18 protein-coding genes, 1 tRNA gene and 1 riboswitch are annotated in these 17,536 nt (G+C 64.5%); of the genes, 12 read left to right on the top strand and 7 right to left on the bottom strand.

Annotated elements, in window-relative coordinates:
* The first annotated feature begins 498 nt into the window (after window positions 1-498).
* Window positions 499-1,380, top strand: coding sequence for a hypothetical protein (locus tag Q0996_RS03845; RefSeq protein WP_299616174.1), 882 nt, complete (start codon window positions 499-501; stop codon window positions 1,378-1,380).
* Between the two features lie 85 nt (window positions 1,381-1,465).
* Here the strand turns inward: Q0996_RS03845 and Q0996_RS03840 are convergent.
* A tRNA-His gene (locus Q0996_RS03840) sits at window positions 1,466-1,542 on the bottom strand.
* Between the two features lie 164 nt (window positions 1,543-1,706).
* Window positions 1,707-2,135: a helix-turn-helix domain-containing protein gene (locus Q0996_RS03835; RefSeq protein WP_299616172.1), complete on the bottom strand. Its 429-nt coding sequence runs from the start codon at window positions 2,133-2,135 to the stop codon at window positions 1,707-1,709.
* Window positions 2,136-2,423: 288 nt separating this feature from the next.
* Here Q0996_RS03835 and Q0996_RS03830 point away from each other — a divergent pair, with 288 nt between their 5' ends.
* From Q0996_RS03830 to Q0996_RS03810, 5 genes are all read left to right on the top strand, one after another.
* Complete coding sequence (locus Q0996_RS03830; RefSeq protein WP_322096635.1) at window positions 2,424-3,620, top strand: pyridoxal phosphate-dependent aminotransferase; 1,197 nt, start codon at window positions 2,424-2,426, stop codon at window positions 3,618-3,620.
* Window positions 3,621-3,811: 191 nt separating this feature from the next.
* Window positions 3,812-4,150 carry a P-II family nitrogen regulator gene (locus tag Q0996_RS03825; protein WP_299616170.1) on the top strand — a complete coding sequence of 113 codons (339 nt, stop codon included), beginning with the start codon at window positions 3,812-3,814 and terminating at the stop codon, window positions 4,148-4,150.
* A 99-nt stretch (window positions 4,151-4,249) separates the two neighbouring features.
* On the top strand, window positions 4,250-5,659 hold the full coding sequence (gene glnA, locus Q0996_RS03820) for a type I glutamate--ammonia ligase (protein ID WP_299616168.1): 1,410 nt from the start codon (window positions 4,250-4,252) through the stop codon (window positions 5,657-5,659).
* Window positions 5,660-5,910: 251 nt separating this feature from the next.
* The gene (locus Q0996_RS03815; protein WP_299616166.1) at window positions 5,911-6,129 is read left to right on the top strand and encodes a hypothetical protein; all 219 of its coding nucleotides are present in this window, start codon (window positions 5,911-5,913) and stop codon (window positions 6,127-6,129) included.
* A gap of 274 nt (window positions 6,130-6,403) precedes the next feature.
* Window positions 6,404-7,042, top strand: coding sequence for a transglutaminase-like cysteine peptidase (locus Q0996_RS03810; RefSeq protein WP_299616164.1), 639 nt, complete (start codon window positions 6,404-6,406; stop codon window positions 7,040-7,042).
* Window positions 7,043-7,061: 19 nt separating this feature from the next.
* On the opposite strand, the gene Q0996_RS03805 is transcribed toward Q0996_RS03810, so the two are convergent.
* Both Q0996_RS03805 and Q0996_RS03800 read right to left on the bottom strand, forming a co-directional pair.
* Window positions 7,062-7,427 (bottom strand): hypothetical protein, encoded by a 366-nt coding sequence (locus Q0996_RS03805; protein ID WP_299616162.1) that lies wholly within the window; start codon window positions 7,425-7,427, stop codon window positions 7,062-7,064.
* On the bottom strand, window positions 7,424-7,834 hold the full coding sequence (locus Q0996_RS03800) for an acyl-CoA thioesterase (RefSeq protein WP_299616160.1): 411 nt from the start codon (window positions 7,832-7,834) through the stop codon (window positions 7,424-7,426). Before Q0996_RS03800 ends, Q0996_RS03805 begins: the two co-directional genes overlap by 4 nt.
* A 222-nt stretch (window positions 7,835-8,056) precedes the next feature.
* Between Q0996_RS03800 and parE the strand changes: the two genes are divergently transcribed.
* From parE to Q0996_RS03775, 5 genes are all read left to right on the top strand, one after another.
* Complete coding sequence (gene parE, locus Q0996_RS03795) at window positions 8,057-10,048, top strand: DNA topoisomerase IV subunit B (protein WP_299616159.1); 1,992 nt, start codon at window positions 8,057-8,059, stop codon at window positions 10,046-10,048.
* Window positions 10,049-10,313: 265 nt separating this feature from the next.
* Window positions 10,314-10,532, top strand: a riboswitch (cobalamin riboswitch).
* The gene (locus Q0996_RS03790; protein ID WP_322096634.1) at window positions 10,489-11,064 is read left to right on the top strand and encodes a DUF1636 family protein; all 576 of its coding nucleotides are present in this window, start codon (window positions 10,489-10,491) and stop codon (window positions 11,062-11,064) included. (Overlaps the previous riboswitch by 44 nt.)
* On the top strand, window positions 11,061-11,873 hold the full coding sequence (locus tag Q0996_RS03785) for an ABC transporter ATP-binding protein (protein WP_299616155.1): 813 nt from the start codon (window positions 11,061-11,063) through the stop codon (window positions 11,871-11,873). Before Q0996_RS03790 ends, Q0996_RS03785 begins: the two co-directional genes overlap by 4 nt.
* Before the next feature lie 12 nt (window positions 11,874-11,885).
* Window positions 11,886-12,833, top strand: a complete 948-nt coding sequence (locus Q0996_RS03780; protein ID WP_299616154.1) for an ABC transporter substrate-binding protein — start codon at window positions 11,886-11,888, stop codon at window positions 12,831-12,833.
* Window positions 12,834-12,840: 7 nt separating this feature from the next.
* The gene (locus tag Q0996_RS03775; protein WP_322096633.1) at window positions 12,841-13,851 is read left to right on the top strand and encodes an iron ABC transporter permease; all 1,011 of its coding nucleotides are present in this window, start codon (window positions 12,841-12,843) and stop codon (window positions 13,849-13,851) included.
* Between the two features lie 78 nt (window positions 13,852-13,929).
* On the opposite strand, the gene Q0996_RS03770 is transcribed toward Q0996_RS03775, so the two are convergent.
* The 3 genes from Q0996_RS03770 to Q0996_RS03760 all read right to left on the bottom strand — a co-directional run bounded on the left by Q0996_RS03770 (window position 13,930) and on the right by Q0996_RS03760 (window position 15,681).
* Window positions 13,930-14,133, bottom strand: coding sequence for a hypothetical protein (locus tag Q0996_RS03770; RefSeq protein ID WP_299616152.1), 204 nt, complete (start codon window positions 14,131-14,133; stop codon window positions 13,930-13,932).
* A 226-nt stretch (window positions 14,134-14,359) separates the two neighbouring features.
* Window positions 14,360-15,061: an alpha/beta fold hydrolase gene (locus tag Q0996_RS03765; RefSeq protein WP_299616150.1), complete on the bottom strand. Its 702-nt coding sequence runs from the start codon at window positions 15,059-15,061 to the stop codon at window positions 14,360-14,362.
* A 56-nt stretch (window positions 15,062-15,117) separates the two neighbouring features.
* Window positions 15,118-15,681, bottom strand: a complete 564-nt coding sequence (locus Q0996_RS03760) for an isochorismatase family protein (RefSeq protein ID WP_299616148.1) — start codon at window positions 15,679-15,681, stop codon at window positions 15,118-15,120.
* A gap of 170 nt (window positions 15,682-15,851) precedes the next feature.
* Between Q0996_RS03760 and Q0996_RS03755 the strand changes: the two genes are divergently transcribed.
* A complete protein-coding gene (locus tag Q0996_RS03755) occupies window positions 15,852-17,318 on the top strand; it encodes a DEAD/DEAH box helicase (protein WP_299616146.1) in 1,467 nt (488 codons plus the stop codon).
* The last annotated feature ends 218 nt before the right edge of the window (window positions 17,319-17,536 follow it).

The raw sequence follows: 17,536 nt of genomic DNA, 5'->3' as shown, positions 1-17,536 counted from the left end.
CTCGCCTGCACGGCCCGCACCGCGGCTTCCCCTTGCATAAGGTCTCAGACCCGGCTCTGCCAAGCGTGCAGGCCGCCCCCGGCGGCGGGGGCACCCGGTCTGGAAGTAACGGCAAATCAAAACCGCAGAGCGGCAACGGGCGCCTCGGAAGCGCGCCGCCAAGCCAGCCCTCAACGCCCTCCCCCGAAATAACAGCCGCCGGGCATTAACAACAATCTGAAATCGTTTGGCGGTCACATCCCTGTCACAGGACACTTTGGTGTCACACAGTTCTTTGCTGACTTTGTTCGTGACTACACGTCTGCCACCAACATTCTTCCTCATAAGACTTATTACTTACATATCTGTATTTATACACAAGATCTCGATTCATTGTTTCACGTGAAACGAACAAATTTATTATGGTTTACGAAATATTAAGATGATTACTTTATGAATTCTTAACGAGATATTACCGGGCCCCAGGGCGCTGCCGGGGCCAAACGAGCCAAGCGATTGATGCGCGTTTCCGCCTGCGATAGCAGATCGCCGCTGCACAGTGTCCTGATCAGCCTGACGCTGCTGCTCGCTCTTGCCACTACCTCCCTCGGTCACAGTGAAGAACTGGATCTCGTCATGGACGGGGACGGCTCGGCCATGGGCGAGGTCTCCACCCGGTTCGATCTGGGCCCCCTGCATCTGCTCGCCGAGCACAGGGAGTATTTCGCCTCCCTGAACCTCTCCCAGGCCGACGAAGCGGACGATCCCCTCGCCCGCCACAGCCGGGTGAGCGCGGCGGCGCGGTTCGATCTGGGCCAGGCCGTCGAGCTGCCCCTGACCTTCAGCGGCGACTTCCGGTCTTTCGCCTCGGGAAAACACAGTTTCGACTTCGCCGTGACCGGCAGCCTCCACCTGCCCCGCCTGAACATCGGTGCGGCGCTGGACCTGGCGCAGGATTTCCAGGCTGGCGGCACCGCGGAAGGCGCCGCCGACGGGGAGCTCACTTTTGGCTTCGATTGGATGGGCGCACGCCATGAGGGCCAATTGGAGTTCGATGTGCTGCCGCAGCGCCAGCTCACCGAACTCTCGCTTGCCTCCCGCTGGTCCCTGGAGCGCGGGTTGGAAGCGGCGCTGGACCTGACCCACGATCCGCTCGCCTCTCATTCCGAGGCGCGCCTTGGGCTCGACCAGCACCTCGGGCCGTTCACCTTCGGGTCCGACTTCGCCGCTGACAGCGGCGGCGGCTACAGCGTGGGCATCACCTTCGCCCTCGATCTGGGCCCCGCACCCGCCGCGCCGGAGTGGCGTCTCTCGAGCCTGCTGACAGCCCTCCAGACCAACGCGCGGCGCACGGCGGTGCAGGACAGCTTCGGGCTTCTATCGATCAGCGAATACGACTAGGAAAATCCCTGGTTCGACCCTAGGCGATCACGCGGGGTCGGGACCAAACCCAAGGCGTCTGTAGCCGGTTGGAAAAATCGGAATCTGGGGTGGCTGATGGGATTTGAACCCACGACCTCCTGGACCACAACCAGGCGCTCTAACCAACTGAGCTACAGCCACCATCCGCGAAGGCGTGAATACGGGCGCAATCTTCGCTGATCCGCCCGCCGGGGAACCGGCGGCTTGCACGGAGATCGCGTGTTTAAGCCCATACCACGGGAGCGTCAAGAGCGGCCAGGCTTCGGCCGCTCCGATTGGCGGGAACGGTAACCGCCGGCCGCGCTTTATTGCGACTCGACGTGGTTATAGGAGTGGAAGGTCTCCAGGCGTTGCAGGATGCCATCCAGGCGGGCTTTCGCCGTATCGACTTCCTGCGAAATCAGCCGCAGTTCCTGAAACAGCAACTGGACGTCGTCCGCGATGGCCTCGGTGGGACCTTCGCCCCGCCCGGTCAGCAACCAGGCCGGGCTCACTGCCAGGGTGCCGGCGATCATGATCAGCTTGTTGGAGCGGGGCTCTGACCGGTTGGTCTCCCAAGCCTGCCAGGTCGCGGTCTTGACGGCCAGGCGGCGGGCGGCCTGCGCGGCCGTCAATCCGGCGGCTTCGCGCGCGCGGCCGATCCGGCAGCCGATGGTGTCTGTTTGATTGTGGTCCTCTGGGCGATCGTGATCTGCTGGACTGAGAGTCTCGGTTTCGATAGCGGGATCCTCCATAACCGGTTGCTTCTCCAATCAACGATTTGCAATCGCCCTCGCGCCGCGGGAGCCTAGGGCCAAAACGCGATTTGTCAATCTGACCCACCCACAGGGGCCGCCTTTCTTCCTATGGGATAGCAAGATTTCATCGCTCTGTAACGCGCAAGACGAATACGCCGGGAGATACCCGCCGAGACGGCGGCACCTCACGAGACCGGCAGACACGAACGAGGGTCCGGCTTGCCGCCTTGTATGCCCCTGCCTTAGTGTGCTGCCGCCTGGAGATCCGGGCACATAAGAAAGGGAATGGCGGAGATGCGTCAACTGGCCACAGCCATCGGGCGGCTCGGCACCGAGAGCGCCTTTGAAGTGCTGGCGCGGGCCAAGCAACTGGAACTGCAGGGCAAGTCGATCATCAACCTGGGGATCGGACAGCCTGACTTCCAAACGCCCGAGCATGTCGTCGAAGCGGCGGTGAAGGCCCTGCGCGACGGACACCACGGCTACACGCCGGCCAACGGAATTCTGGAACTGCGCGAAGCCGTGGCGGAGGATCTGGAACTGCGCCATCGCGTGCAGATCGATCCCGGCCAGGTGGTGGTGGTTCCCGGCGGCAAGGTGACCATGTTCTTCGCCGTGCTGATGTTCGGCGAGCCGGGGGCCGAGATCCTCTATCCGAACCCCGGCTTTCCCATCTATGAGTCGGTGATCAACTTTTCCGGGGCTAAGGCGGTCCCAATCGAACTCTCCGAGGAGAAGGGTTTTGCCTTCTCCGCCGAGGCGGTGCTGCAGTCGATCACGCCCAACACCCGGCTGATCATCATCAACAGCCCCGCCAACCCCACCGGGGGCGTGACCCCGCGCGAGGAGGTGGAGCGGCTGGTCGAAGGCCTCGCCGAGCATCCGCAGGTCGCGATTCTCTCAGACGAGATCTACAGCCAGATGCTTTACGACGGGCGCGAGCACGTCAGCCTGCTGCAGTACCCGGAGATCCGCGAGCGGGTGATCATGCTGGACGGCTGGAGCAAGACCTATGCAATGACCGGCTGGCGCCTCGGCTTTGCGGTCTGGCCCACGGCGCTGGCCGAAACCGCAACGCGGCTCGCCATCAATTGTCATTCCTGCGTCAACGCGGCGGCGCAGTACGCCGGCATCGCCGCCCTGCGCGGGCCGCAGGACGCGGTGGCGGAGATGATGGCGGCCTTCGACGTGCGGCGCCGGGCCATCCACGGGGCCCTCAACGCCCTGCCCGGGGTCTCCTGCGTGGAGCCGACCGGCGCCTTCTACGCCTTCCCCAACATCTCCGGCACCCGCATTCCGGCAAAGACCCTGGAATTGGAACTGCTGGAAGAGGCCGGGGTGGCCACCATCGCCGGCACCTCCTTCGGGCGCTTCGGCGAGGGCTACCTGCGGCTCTCCTACGCCAATTCCCTGGAGAACATCCGCCTGGCGCTGGAGCGGATCGGCACTCACCTGGACGCCAGACAAACCGGCGCCGCCTGACCGGAATTTGCTCATACCGCCTAAAAAATAGGCAGAGATCGCACGTCTACAGTCGAATTTCGCGGGCCCGCCGTCCGGGAATCCCGGATCTTCTCAGCGGCCTCCCGGTTGGCACGCGTCCTGCTTAGGCGGCCAATGGGCAGAGGTTTGCCGGATTGTCACCAGTACCAAATGCGAGGCCCCAGTACGCGATGAAAAAGATCGAAGCGATCATCAAGCCGTTCAAGCTCGACGAAGTGAAGGAAGCCCTGCACGAAGTCGGCATCAAAGGCATCACTGTCACCGAAGCCAAGGGGTTCGGCCGCCAGAAAGGCCACACCGAGCTCTACCGCGGTGCGGAATACGTCGTCGATTTCCTTCCCAAGGTGAAGGTTGAAGTCGTCCTCGAGGACGACTTGGTCGAGCGCGCCGTCGAGGCGATCCAACAGGCCGCACACACCGGTCGCATTGGCGATGGAAAGATCTTCGTCAGCGCCATCGATGAGTCGATCCGCATCCGCACCGGAGAGCGCGGCGCGGCGGCGGTCTAGGCCCGCCTGCCGGACTGTCCGGGGCCGCTGGGGCCCCGGGATCTGCGGGCGGTCATCAGGTTTTCAATCACAAAGTCCAAGAGAACGGAAAGAGCATCCATGTCAGACGCAAAAACCATCCTCGAGATGATCAAAGAGAACAACGTCGTTTATGTCGACTACCGCTTCACCGATCCGCGCGGCAAGTGGCAGCACCTGGCGATCCATGTCGACGCAGTGGACGACGACGCGCTGACCGAAGGCGTCATGTTCGACGGGTCTTCGATCGCCGGCTGGAAAGCGATCAACGAGTCCGACATGATCCTGCAGCCGGATCTCAGCACCGCGGTGATGGACCCCTTCTCCAACCTTCCGCAGCTCATTCTCTTCTGCAACATCGTCGAGCCCTCGACCGGCCAGCTCTACCATCGCGACCCGCGCTCGACGGCAGTGCGCGCCGAGAACTACCTGAAGGCCTCGGGCATCGGCGATCAGTGCTTCTGGGGACCGGAGGCCGAGTTCTTCGTCTTCGACGACGTGCGCTTCGACGTCTCCCAGAACCAGACCTTCTATTTCCTGGACTCCGAGGAAGGCCCCTACAACACCGGATCGGTCTTCGAGAACGGCAACCTGGGCCACCGCCCGGGGATCAAGGGCGGCTACTTCCCGGTGCCGCCGGTGGACTCCGGCATGGACCTGCGCGCCGAGATGCTGAAGGTCATGGGCGAGATGGGCCTGTCCATCGAAAAGCACCACCACGAAGTCGCCCCCTCGCAGCATGAACTGGGCATGAAGTTCGCACCCCTGGTGCAGGCCGCCGACCAGCTGCAGATCTACAAGTACGTCGTCCATCAGGTGGCCCACCAGTACGGCAAGTCGGCGACCTTCATGCCGAAGCCGGTGGCCGAGGACAACGGCTCGGGCATGCACACGCACCAGTCCATCTGGAAGGACGGCAATCCGCTGTTCGCCGGCGACAGCTATGCGGGCCTGTCGGAAACCTGCCTCCACTACATCGGCGGCATCATCAAGCACGCCAAGACCATCAACGCCTTCACCAACCCCTCGACCAACAGCTACAAGCGGTTGATCCCCGGCTTCGAGGCGCCGGTCCTGCTGGCCTACTCGGCGCGCAACCGTTCGGCCTCCTGCCGCATTCCCTATGGCGACAGCCCCAAGGCCAAGCGCGTCGAAGTGCGCTTCCCCGATCCCACGGCCAACCCCTACCTCGCCTTCTCGGCGATGCTCATGGCCGGCCTGGACGGCATCAAGAACAAGATCCATCCCGGCGATCCCATGGACAAGGACCTCTACGACCTGCCGCCAGAGGAATTGGCCGACGTTCCGACGGTCTGCGGCTCCCTGCGCGAGGCCGTCGCCTGCCTGGAAGCGGACCACGAGTTCCTGCTGGCCGGCGACGTCTTCAGCAAGGACCAGATCGCAGGCTACATCGACCTGAAGTGGGAAGAGGTCTATCAGTTCGAGCACTCCCCGCACCCGGTGGAGTTCAAGATGTACTACTCCGCCTGACGGGCCTCCCACTCCGCAGGCGCTGCGCGTCCGATCAAGGGCGCAGCAGACCGAAACAACCCCGCCGGGCGAGGCTCGGCGGGGTTTTTCTTTCTGTCGATCGCTTATGTGGTTAAGGAAAAGTAAAAGAACACGCGAAATCACAGAACGACTTTATTTAAAGCATATTTCTGCCGCCAAGAGATCACGCCCGAACCACAAGACATTCCTTATAAAGCGATCGTGTTTTCTTGATGTGGTTCAGTCTCGTTATGTCGATACGCCTCGCCTGGCACGGTCTCCTGGTTGTCGTTTGTCTTGTCCTCAGCATCGCCGCGTTCCCGCGGGCAACGGAGGTCGCCTGGATCACCACGGCCGAAGCGCGGCCGATCCCGCCGCGCCTGGCCATCGCGCCGGAGCGTCTCAGCCTCACGGTGACCAACCGGCGCGCCGCCGAGGAGGCCGATGATCAGGTGAGTCCGGGGCCCTAGAACCAGCCTGTAGCTTGAAAATGACAGTGGGGCCGGAGGGTCTCTACACCATTGGTGCCGCCATCGGCACCATCAGGGATCTATTCCCTGATTTATTTACAGTTTGTAAATATTAAACTAACGTATTCCGATAATCCCTAATTAATAGTTAATAAAAAACAAATAACACGCCTTTCTTATTTAATTTGCACAAAATCAACTCTAATAATCCACCATTCAAACACAGTAATACCTGTAGAACTCCGGTCATCGATCTCTTTGCTCGGAGTTCAGCGTGTCCCCCAAACCCTCCCCCCTCGGTCTTTGCAAGCCGTACCCTGGCCTGAGCCGGCGCAGCCTGCTGGGCGCCTTCGCAGGCCTCGCCGCCGGCTGTGCCCTGCCCTCCGCGGCGCTGGCCAATCGCACTTCGCTCCCGCCACCCCTGCCGCTCTCAAGCGACATGCAAGCCGCCGGCTTCCGTGCCGCGCCGGCGGCCTGGTTTGAGCTGATCAGGCAACACCCGGATCTCGATCCCGCCGCCCATACGCTCAGCCCCATCACACTGACCCGCGAGCGCGAAAGCGAACTGGCGCAGGTTCAGGAGCGGATCAATCGGCTGATCCGCTTCCGCCCGGACGGCTCCGACCGCTGGCAGATCGCCGTGTCCGAAGGCGACTGCGAGGACTTCGCCATCAGCAAGCTGGCTGCGCTGTGCAACGATCATGGCTGGCCCCGCTCGGCCCTGACCCTCGCCGCCTGCCGCCTGCAGAACGGCCAGGGTCATGCGGTGCTGCTGGTCCACAGCGACAAGGGCGTCTATGCGCTCGACAACCGCCGCCGCCGCGTCGAGCCCTGGCAGCGCCTGGCCTATCGCTGGGTCGCGCGGGAGGAACCGGGGGCGCCCTTCGGGTTGTGGCGCAAGCTGATCGCGTGACCTGACAGCGCCGAAGACCTCAGGGCGACAGCTCCACCTCGATCTCGGCACCGCCGTCCCCGTGCACGGAATCGTGGGCGCGGATGATCACCCGGTCGATGCCGTCGGGGATGCTTACGCCGCCCAGTGAGCGGGTGAAGGGCTGCTCGGTCTCATGGGGATGCAGCAGCACGCGGGTGCCCAGCACCCGTCCGTCCGGCGCCACCACCTGCCAGCGGTCGGCATAGTGGTCCCAGCCCTCGTCGGCATGGCGCACGGTGACGCGGAAGCGCCAGGTACCGTCCCCTTCCCGCACCGCCTCGGCACCCACCACATCGGCCTCACCGGCCATTGCGGCCCCAACCGTCCCCACCATCATGAGCAGGCAAAGGCAGAGGCGTCTCATCCGGCCCCCTGCTCCGGCACCGGGCGCGGCTTGCCGGACTCGTCGATGGCGACGAAGGTGAAGGTGCCTTCGGTCACCTTGACCCGCTCGCCCATGCGTCCGCGCAGGGCCCAGGCCTCGATATGGATGGCCATGGAGCTGCGCCCGACCCGGATGATGTCAGCATAGGTGCAGAGCACGTCGCCGACGAAAACCGGCCGATGAAAGGTCATGGCATCGATGGCGACGGTGGCCACCCGCCCGACGGACCGGGCCCCGGCGGTGATGCCGCCGGCGATGTCCATCTGCGAGAGCACCCAGCCGCCGAAGATGTCACCGCTGGGGTTGGCATCGGCCGGCATGGTCAGGGTACGGGTCGCCAGTTCGCCGCGCGGGCTGGCCGGCGTATCGGAGCCGCTAGACGGCATCAGTGTAAGACATGGACTTGTCCCCTCCCTGGACATAGATACTGGGACCGGCCATCCCCGCAGCGAGTCGGATTACCTCGCGAAGCGATGCCGGGGGCAACTAGATATCGGGGGTAAACATCAGGTACCATACTCTATAGGCCGATTCTCTCCCGTGGCGCAGCCTTCAGGGCGTCACCTCGGTTACCGAAATTTAAGATTCTCCTCAAAGCATAGGCCAAGATGGCGGACCTCTTCCAATCAGCAGTGAAAAAGACCCCGGACAAATACTCGGCGAAGGATATCGAAGTCCTCGAAGGGTTGGAGCCGGTCCGGCGCCGTCCCGGCATGTACATTGGCGGCAGCGACGAACGGGCGATGCACCATCTGGTCGCCGAAGTGCTGGACAATGCCATGGATGAGGCCGTGGCCGGCCACGCCAGCCGCATCGAGCTGGAGCTCCATGAAGGCAACGTGGTGGTGGTCACCGACAACGGCCGCGGCATCCCGGTCGACCCGCACCCGAAGTACAAGCCCAAGTCGGCGCTGGAGGTGATCCTGACCACGCTGCACTCCGGTGCCAAGTTCTCGCAGAAGGCCTATGCCACCTCAGGCGGCCTGCACGGCGTCGGCCTCTCGGTGGTCAACGCGCTGGCCGACGAACTGATCATCCAGGTGGCGCGGGACAAAAAGCTCTACGAGCAGGCCTACAGCAAGGGCAAGCCCAAGAACAAGCTGTCCAAGGGCAAGCCCGTCAACAACCGGCGCGGCACCACGATCCTGTTCCACCCGGACCCCTCGATCTTCGGCGAGGAGGCCAGCTTCCGCCCCGGCCAGCTCTATCGCATGGCGCGCTCCAAGGCCTATCTATACCGCGGCGTTGAGATCCGCTGGTCCTGCGACAAGAAGCTGCTCAAGAAAGAGGACGGCGTTCCGGACAAGGACTCGCTGCACTTCCCGAACGGCCTCTCCGACTTCCTGGCCGCCACCCTGAAGCAGCGCAAGACCCTGACGCCGGACCCCTTCGTCGGCGAGGCCGCCTTCCCTGAGGAGCAGGGCCGGGTCGAGTGGGCGATCTCCTGGCCGGCCGACGAGAACGGCTTCCTGAACTCCTACTGCAACACCGTGCCGACGCCCGAAGGCGGTACGCACGAGTCGGGGCTGCGCGCGGGCCTCCTGAAAAGCATAAAGGCCTATGGCGAACTGACCGGCACCAAGAAGGCCGGCCAGGTGACCGCCGACGACATCCTCGGCGGCGCCAGCGCCATGCTGTCGCTGTTCATCCGCGATCCACAGTTCCAGGGCCAGACCAAGGAGAAGCTGGCGACCGCCGGGGCAACACGGCTGATCGAGACCTCCATCAAGGATCACTTCGACCACTGGCTCTCCGGCCACCCGGAGCGCGCCAAGATGCTGATGGAGCGCTTCGTCGAGCGGGCCGAGGAGCGTCAGCGCCGACGCCAGGAAAAGGAGCAGGCCCGCAAGACCGCCACCCGCAAGCTGCGCCTGCCCGGCAAGCTGTCGGACTGCAGCCGCAACCGTTCGGAAGGCACCGAGATCTTTCTGGTGGAGGGGGATTCCGCCGGCGGCTCGGCCAAGCAGGCACGCAACCGGGAGAGCCAGGCGGTGCTGCCGCTGCGCGGCAAGATCCTCAATGTCGCCAGCGCCTCGGCCGATAAGCTGAAGGCCAATCAGGAAATCGCCGATATCAGCCAGGCGCTGGGCTGCGGCACCCGCGGCGCTTTCGATGTCGACAAGCTGCGCTACGAGCGCATCATCATCATGACCGACGCCGATGTGGACGGCGCCCACATCGCCTCGCTGCTGATCACCTTCTTCTATCGGGAGATGCCCGGCCTCATCGAAAGCGGCCGCCTCTATCTGGCACAGCCTCCGCTCTACCGCCTGACCCAGGGCAGCGAGAGCGTCTATGCCATGGACGACCCCGACAAGGACCGGCTGATGAAGTCCCACTTCAAGGGCCGCGGCAAGATCGACGTCAGCCGCTTCAAGGGCCTGGGCGAGATGCCGGCCCGGCAGCTCAAGGACACCACCATGGACCCGGCCAAGCGCACCCTGCTGCGGGTGATGGTGGCCACCGAGGGCGACAAGAGCCTGGCGGCGGAGGAAAAGAAGGCCGCCGACATCATCGAGCGCCTGATGGGCCGCAAGCCGGAGGCGCGCTTCGCCTTCATCCAGGAAAACGCCCGCTTCGTCGAAGAGCTGGACATATAACAGGCTGTTGGCAGGCTGTTGGCAGGCTGTTGAATGAGCCAGTTTGGTGATTGACCTCGTGCTTCGAGACGGCCCGTTGGGCCTCCTCAGCATGAGGCCAATCAGTCCAACACCTTGCCTCACCCTGAGGAGCGGTTCGTAGAACCGCGTCTCGAAGGGTGGCGTACTCCCTGCAGACACTCTCTCCACAATCTGCTTGAGACTGTCCGGTCTGACCGACCCGGCCGCGGATACGTCAAATCGATTGCAAGCGCAATCGAACTGCCCCAAAGTGCGCAGTGATGGTTCCGCCGTTTCAACGGGACGGCGGATGAAAAGGGAACACGGTGCGGTCCGTCGATCCGCGACCAAAGCCGTGGCTGCCCCCGCAACTGTAAGCGGCGAGCGTGCACCCGATAAGGCCACTGATCCGGTAGGATCGGGAAGGCGGGTGCGAAGCGATGAGCCGCGAGCCAGGAGACCTGCCATCGCCGCGTTTGAAACCGGGACGGGGTGTTTCCGAGGGTTGGAATGGCATACAGAATCTACCCTGTTGGTTGTTCGGGCTTAACCACTCAGTTCTCGTCCCTCCTCTAAGACCAGAACTGGCCATGGCGACCCCTCCTCAATCATCCGATCGCAGCCATCGTATTGCCGTCTGCACAACCTGCCGGCCGGTGCCGACGGCATCGGCACCCGGCTGGGATTTGATCAGGCGCCTGCGGACAGCTCTCGGACCTGTAGCGCAGTCCGGTGTTGCGCAGGGCTTCTCGGTTTCCGGTATTGCCTGCATGGCCGGCTGCAACCGGCCCTGCACCGTCGCCTTCCAGGCCAGCGACAAGGCCACCTACCTGTTCGGCGACATCGACCCGGCCGACGACATCGATGCACTCGTCGCCTTTGCGAGGCTCTATGAGACCTCTGCCAACGGCTGGACCCGCTCCGGGGAGCGCCCCCCCGCCCTTGCCGGAAAGACGCTGGCCCGAGTGCCCGCCCTCAGCAGCATCGCCAATGCCGATGGAGAAATCGCGCCATGACGGATTCGTCCGGCAATCCGGCTGTGCTTCAGGCCGAGGGCCTTGCCTATCACGGGGAGTCCGGGCGCGCGCTTGTCCGCAATGCCAGCGTCACCGTCCGGGCCGGCGATATCGTCGCGATTGCCGGTCCCAACGGCGCCGGCAAATCGACGCTTCTGCGCATGCTCGCCGGGCTGCTGACCCCGACAAGAGGCGCGCTCCGCCTGTCCGGCAAACCCTTCGACAGCTACGCGCCCTTGGAGCGGGCCCGCCGCATCGCCTATGTCGGACAACTGGACGAACCGGACCGGCGCCTGACGGTCTACGACTACGTGGCCCTTGGGCGCATCCCGCACAAGACGAGTGTCTCCCGCGCGGCGCACCACCGCGTGGTCGAAGACGCGATCGCCGATCTTCAGCTTGCGGGCAAGGAGGCGAGCCGGCTCGGCCGGATCTCCGGCGGCGAGTTGCAGCGCGCGTCGGTCGCCCGGGCGCTGTGCCAGGAACCGGACATCCTGTTTCTCGACGAACCGACCAACCATCTGGACCCGAAGGCCAAGGGCACGCTGCTGTCCCTGGTCGCCGCCCGCGGGATCACCTGTCTCTGCGTGCTGCATGAACTGGCGCTGATCCCCAAACTGGCCAGCCACACCCTGCTGATGAACGGCGGCTATGTGGTGGCCGCCGGAGCGACAGCAGACGTGCTGACCACCAGCGCCGTGCGCCAGGTCTTCGGCGTCGACTTCCTGCATCTGGCGCACCCGACGGAGAACCGGCTGGTCTCGGTGCTGGATATCCCGGTCGACCGCAATCACACCACCCCCAACTGAAGGAGCCTTTCGATGAAGTACCTCATGCCGGTGCTGTTCAGCCTGGCGTTTGCCGGATCGGCCCAGGCCTTTCCCGTGACCGTCGACAACTGCGGTGAGCAACTGACCTTCGACAAGAGCCCCGAACGCCTGGTGGTCCACGACATCAACATGTCCGAAATGGCTTTCGCGCTCGGCCTGCAGGACAAGATGGTGGGCGTGACCGGGATTTCCGGCTGGTACAAGACTAGCCCGGAGTTCGAGATCAAGAGAGGCGACATCCCCGAACTGGCGCCCAAGTATCCGACGGTCGAAACCCTGGTGGCGGCCGCTCCGGACGCGTTCCTTGCCGGCTGGTACTATGGGATGAAGCCCGGTGGGGACGTCACCCCCGACACGCTGGCGGCCCACGGGATCAAGACCCTGATCCTTTCCGAGAGCTGCATCCACCTCAACAAGTCCCAGCCGCCGGCCTCCATGGATCTGCTCTACAAAGACGTTCTGCGTCTGGGCACGGTTTTCGGCAAGACGGCGGAGGCCGAAGCCCTGGTGGAGGGCTGGAAAACACAGCTTGCCGACATCACCGCCAAGATCGGTGACGCAAAGGGGACCCGGGTGTTCCTCTTCGACTCAGGCGAGGACAAACCCTTCACCGCGGGCAAATACGCCATCATCAACGCGATGATCGAAGCAGCCGGCGGCGTCAACGTCACCGGCGACATGGAAACCAGTTGGGGACGATCCTCGTGGGAAGCGGTCGCCGCGGCGAACCCTCAGTTCCTCATCCTGCTGGACTATCAGCAGGGCACCGGCGCTCAGGGTCTTCTCGACTGGCTGCGCACCCACCCGGCGATGAAGGAGACCGATGCCGTCAAAGCGGGGCGTTTCGTTGCGCTGCGCTATGAGGAACTGACTCCCGGCCCGGCCAACATCGCCGCCATCGCCAAGATTGCAGAGGCGATGAACCCCAAAGCCTTCTGATCGGCTTGTGTTCCGTCTGTCCTTTACGGCCGCGGCAGGGGTAGCGGGGCTTGCCGCACTCGCGCTCCTGTCCGTCGGCTGGGGGTCCACACCCATCGCGCTCGGGGATCTGCTGGCCGCCTTCGCCCGGGCGCTCGGACTGGCGGAAGGCACAGCGGCGACGCCGGTGGACCGGATCGTCATCGACCTGCGCACACCGCGGGCCCTGCTCGCCATCCTCGTCGGCGGGGGCCTCGGTGTGGTGGGCTGCCTGCTGCAGACCGTGACGCGCAACGACCTGGCCGATCCCTTTCTCTTCGGCCTCTCCTCCGGCGCCGCGGCCGGGGCGGTGTTCGTCATCACCGTGACCGGCGACCGGCTCGGCATCTGGACCCTGCCGCTGGCGGCCTTCTGCGGCGGCATGCTGGCGGCCCTGATCGTTCTGGCGCTGGTCCGCAGGATGGGCTTTCAGGGACCCGAGAAGCTGGTGCTGGCCGGGCTCGCGGTCTCCTTCCTGTTCACCGCGGTGACCAACTACATGGTCTTCGCCGGCGACCAGCGGGCCGCCCATTCGGTGCTGTTCTGGAGCCTCGGCGGCCTCGGCCTGGCGCGCTGGGAGAACCTGCCCCTGGTGTTCTTCGGCTTTGCCGCGCTGGCGGCATTCTCCGCCCTGCGGCACCGCCACCTTGATGCCCTGCTGGGCGGAGAGATGACGGCCACGAGCCTCGGCGTGAAAGCAGGCCGCTTTCGCCTCGAGGTCTTCCTGGTCTCGGCGTTCTCGACGGCGATCTTCGTGTCGGTGACGGGGGTGATCGGCTTCGTGGGCCTGATGGTGCCGCACATGGCACGCGCCCTGGTCGGGCCGCTGCACCGCGCGAACCTCCTGCTCTCCGCCCTCTTCGGCGCGCTGCTGCTGCTGTCGAGCGACCTTGTCGCGCGGGTGCTGCTGGCCCCTCAGGAGCTGCCGATCGGCATCATCACGGCGTCCATCGGCGCGAGCTTCATCTTTGTGATGCTGCTCCAGCGCCGATTCAATTGAAGGCGACCGGAAGCCCACTGCTCCATGCTCGGCACAGAGCAGCAGGTCGGTTCCGATTTAAAGTGAGTGGAAAGCGCCTTAGGCGGCGTTCTCCAGGCTCATCCCGAACCAGAGGCGCCGGACGGCCTGGGCGGCGTCGGCGTCGGTCTCGTAGACGCCGAGGCAGCGCCGGTCGCGGCGGCCGTCGGCATCGATGAAGTAGAAGCCGACGCTCCAGGTGTCGGCCTTGTTCTTTTCAACTGCAACGGTCGCCCGGACCGGTGCGTCGAGGGCAATATCCATGAGTCTGTCGTCCAATAGTTCCGCGCTACCCCCTGCCCGGCGGGGAGTCGGCCGGCGCTGCCTCTGCCGAGGCACAACGTCCGCCAAGAAGACTCCGACAACCGGTAACAGCGGCAGACTGCAAGTGCGCTAACGAACTCTCCGCGTCAAGGTGGCTCGCCCGCTTCTTCGTCAAGCCGGCCATGCGTTAACCGCATGGAACAAGCGCGCGGACCGCCGGTCGTCCTCAGCCCTGAAGCCAGCGGCGCATGGCGGCGGTGACCGGCTCCGGCCGCTCGATGGTGGCCAGGTGGCCGCAGTCCTCCACCACCACCAGCTCCGACCCGGCGATGGCCGCGGCCATGGCCTCGTGGTCGGCCAGCGGGGTCAGCGCATCCTGCCGCCCACAGAGGATCAGGGTGGGCACCGTGATGCCGGCCAGGGTCTCGGTATGGCTGCGCCGGGTCATGATGGCGCGTTGCTGGGACAGGAAAGCATCCTTGCCCACCCGCTCGGCCATGCCCATGACGACAGCGGTCAGGGCTTCGTCCGCCATCCGGTCGGGATGGATGAACAGCGGCAGGAGGCGTGGCGTCACGCCCTTGAACTGCCCCTTCTGAGCCAGCTCGATCAGCCCGCGGCGGCGCGCCGTCTGCTCCTCCGTGTCGCCCTGGGCCCGGGTGTCGATCAGCGCCAGCTTCTCGACCCGCTCCGGCGCACGGGCCATCAGCTCCAGCGCGACATAGCCGCCCATGGAGAGCCCCGCCAGGTAGAAGCGCTCCGGCATGGCCGCGAGGACGCTCTCGACCATGGCCTCGGCGGAATCCTGGGTGGTAAAGTCCGCCACCCAACAGTCGGCCATGTCGGAGAGCCTGGCGACCTGATGCTCCCAGAGGGCGGCATCGCAGAGCAGACCGGGCAGCAGCGCGAGCGGAAGTCTTTCAGCCATCGTTTCTTTCTTTGCTTGCGAGGGGAACAGCGGGGTGATTGCGGTGACGGGAGGCCCTATGCCCGTCGCGCGGGTGGCCTGTTGGATTGCAGCCCGCCGAGCCAGACAAGCGCGGCTTCGGTATCGGTGATATGGGCCCCGGCCGCCGCCATGCGATGCAGGGCGACCGCCTTGTTCAGCGGCACCCGGGAAGCGACGGCATCGCCCACGAGATGCACGGCAAAGCCTTGTTCAAGAAGGCAGAGCACGGTCTGCTGCACACAGACATGCGCCTCCATCCCGGCGACCATCAGCGTCCGAAGGCCAAGCCCGGAGAGGACATCGCGGAAACCGCCCTCGCGCGGCGCGGCGAACGCCGTCTTCTCGAAGATGCACTCCTCTGCCACGTGCCGGCGCAACTCGGGAACTGTGGGGCCCAGGCCCTTCGAGTATTGCTCGGTCGCCAGAACCGGAAGGCCCGCCGCCTCCGCCGCCGACAGCAGCCTTGAGATTCGCGCCACGACCGCTGCGCTTTCCGGGATGGCCGGCGCCAAGCGCGTCTGCAGATCAACGACAAGCAGCCCGAGCGTTTTGCTGACAACCGCAGGCTGCACTATCGTCGTATCAGAAATATTAACCATAATACGACCAGGATATAGGAACATTATTATAATGGACAATGAGAACTGCCGGCCAATTCAAGACGACGATTTCCAATGATTGACATGTTGTCGGTTTTTCTTATGATCCGCCCGAGCCGCGAATGGATGAATTCGATCGGCGTTCGCACTTCAAGAAGACAACGAGCTGCATGACGTTTGAAGATCTTGGACTGAGTCCAGAGGTCCTGAAAGCTGTCGAGGAAGTCGGTTACACCACCCCGACACCGATTCAGGAAAAGGCCATCCCGGTCGTATTGATTGGTCGCGATGTCCTGGGCTGCGCCCAAACCGGCACCGGCAAGACTGCCTCCTTCACCCTTCCGATGATCGATATCCTTTCGCGCGGGCGCGCGCGGGCGCGGATGCCGCGCTCCCTGATCATCGCGCCGACCCGCGAGCTGGCGGCCCAGGTGTCGGAGAACTTCGAGCTTTACGGCAAGTACGGCAAGCTCTCCATGGCGCTGCTCATCGGCGGCTCCTCCTTCGTGGAGCAGGAGCAGAAGCTGGACCGTGGCGTCGACGTGCTGATCGCCACGCCGGGGCGCCTCATCGACCTCTTCGAGCGTGGCAAGATCCTGCTCGCCGACGTGAAGATCCTGGTGATCGACGAGGCCGACCGCATGCTGGACATGGGCTTCATGCCGGATGTCGAGCGCATCGTCGGCCTGCTGCCGAAGATCCGGCAGACCCTGTTCTTCTCCGCCACCATGCCGCCGGAAATCCGGCGCCTGGCGGACAGCTTCCTGATGAACCCGAAAGAGATTTCGGTGGACCCGCCAACCTCCGCCGCGGAGACCGTGACCCAGGGCCTGCTCAAGGTCGACGGCGCGGCCAAGGAAAAGCGCGCCGCCCTGCGCGCCTTGATCCGCAGCGAAGACGTCAAGTCGGCGCTGGTGTTCTGCAACCGCAAGCGCGACGTGGATATCGTCTTCCGCTCCATGCAACGCCACGGCTTTTCCGTGGCCGCCCTGCACGGCGACATGGCTCAGCCGGTGCGCATGGACACCCTGCAGTCCTTCAAGGACGGCAGCGTCCAGTTCCTGGTCTGCTCCGACGTGGCGGCCCGCGGCCTGGACATCCCCGCCGTCTCTCATGTCTTCAACTTCGATGTGCCCTCCAATTCCGAGGACTACATCCACCGCATCGGGCGCACCGGCCGTGCCGGGCGCAGCGGCAAAGCCTTCACTCTGGCGCTCAGGGACGAGAGCAAATACCTCTCCGCCGTGGTCCGGTTGATCGGCAAAGAGATTCCCCAGGTCACCCTGGACGAGGTCGGCGGCTGGCAGGCCGGGGCCAGCGAGGCTTCGCGTGGCGGACGGCGCCGGCGCGGCGGCCGCGGCGAAGAGGGCGAGCGGCGCGGTTCTTCCCGGCGTCCCTCCAGGCGCTCACGCAGCGCAGCGGAGGACCGCGAAGACCAAGGCGCGCGCGATGTCGTCCCCTTCGAGGGAACGCCGCGGGCGAGCGACGGCGAAGAGGCGACGCCCAAGGCGGCGAACAGCCAGCCGCCGCGGCAGGACCGCAGCCGGAAGCCGAAGGGCGGCAGCCTTGCCCCGGGCGAGACGGCCTTCGGCGATCATATCCCGGCCTTCCTGCTGCGCCCCGCCAAGGTCGCTTGAGGATGTGAATTGAAATAAGCGCTCTTATTTCAATAACTTCCCACAGTCATTCCCACTCATATCGTCACCCTCGGGCTTGTCCCCCATAGCTTTTGGGGCTCCATGGAAAGACCGAGACCCGGACCGCGATGGATTGCCGGAACAAGATGCTATGTGGGTTGGCGGCGACGGGATCGGCTATCTTTTAGGTCGGCAAACCAGGAAAGATAGGAGCGATC

Source organism: Pelagibius sp. (assembly GCF_028289705.1).
Lineage (GTDB): Bacteria > Pseudomonadota > Alphaproteobacteria > Kiloniellales > Kiloniellaceae > Pelagibius.
This window is presented reverse-complemented; position numbering and strand designations above follow the sequence as displayed.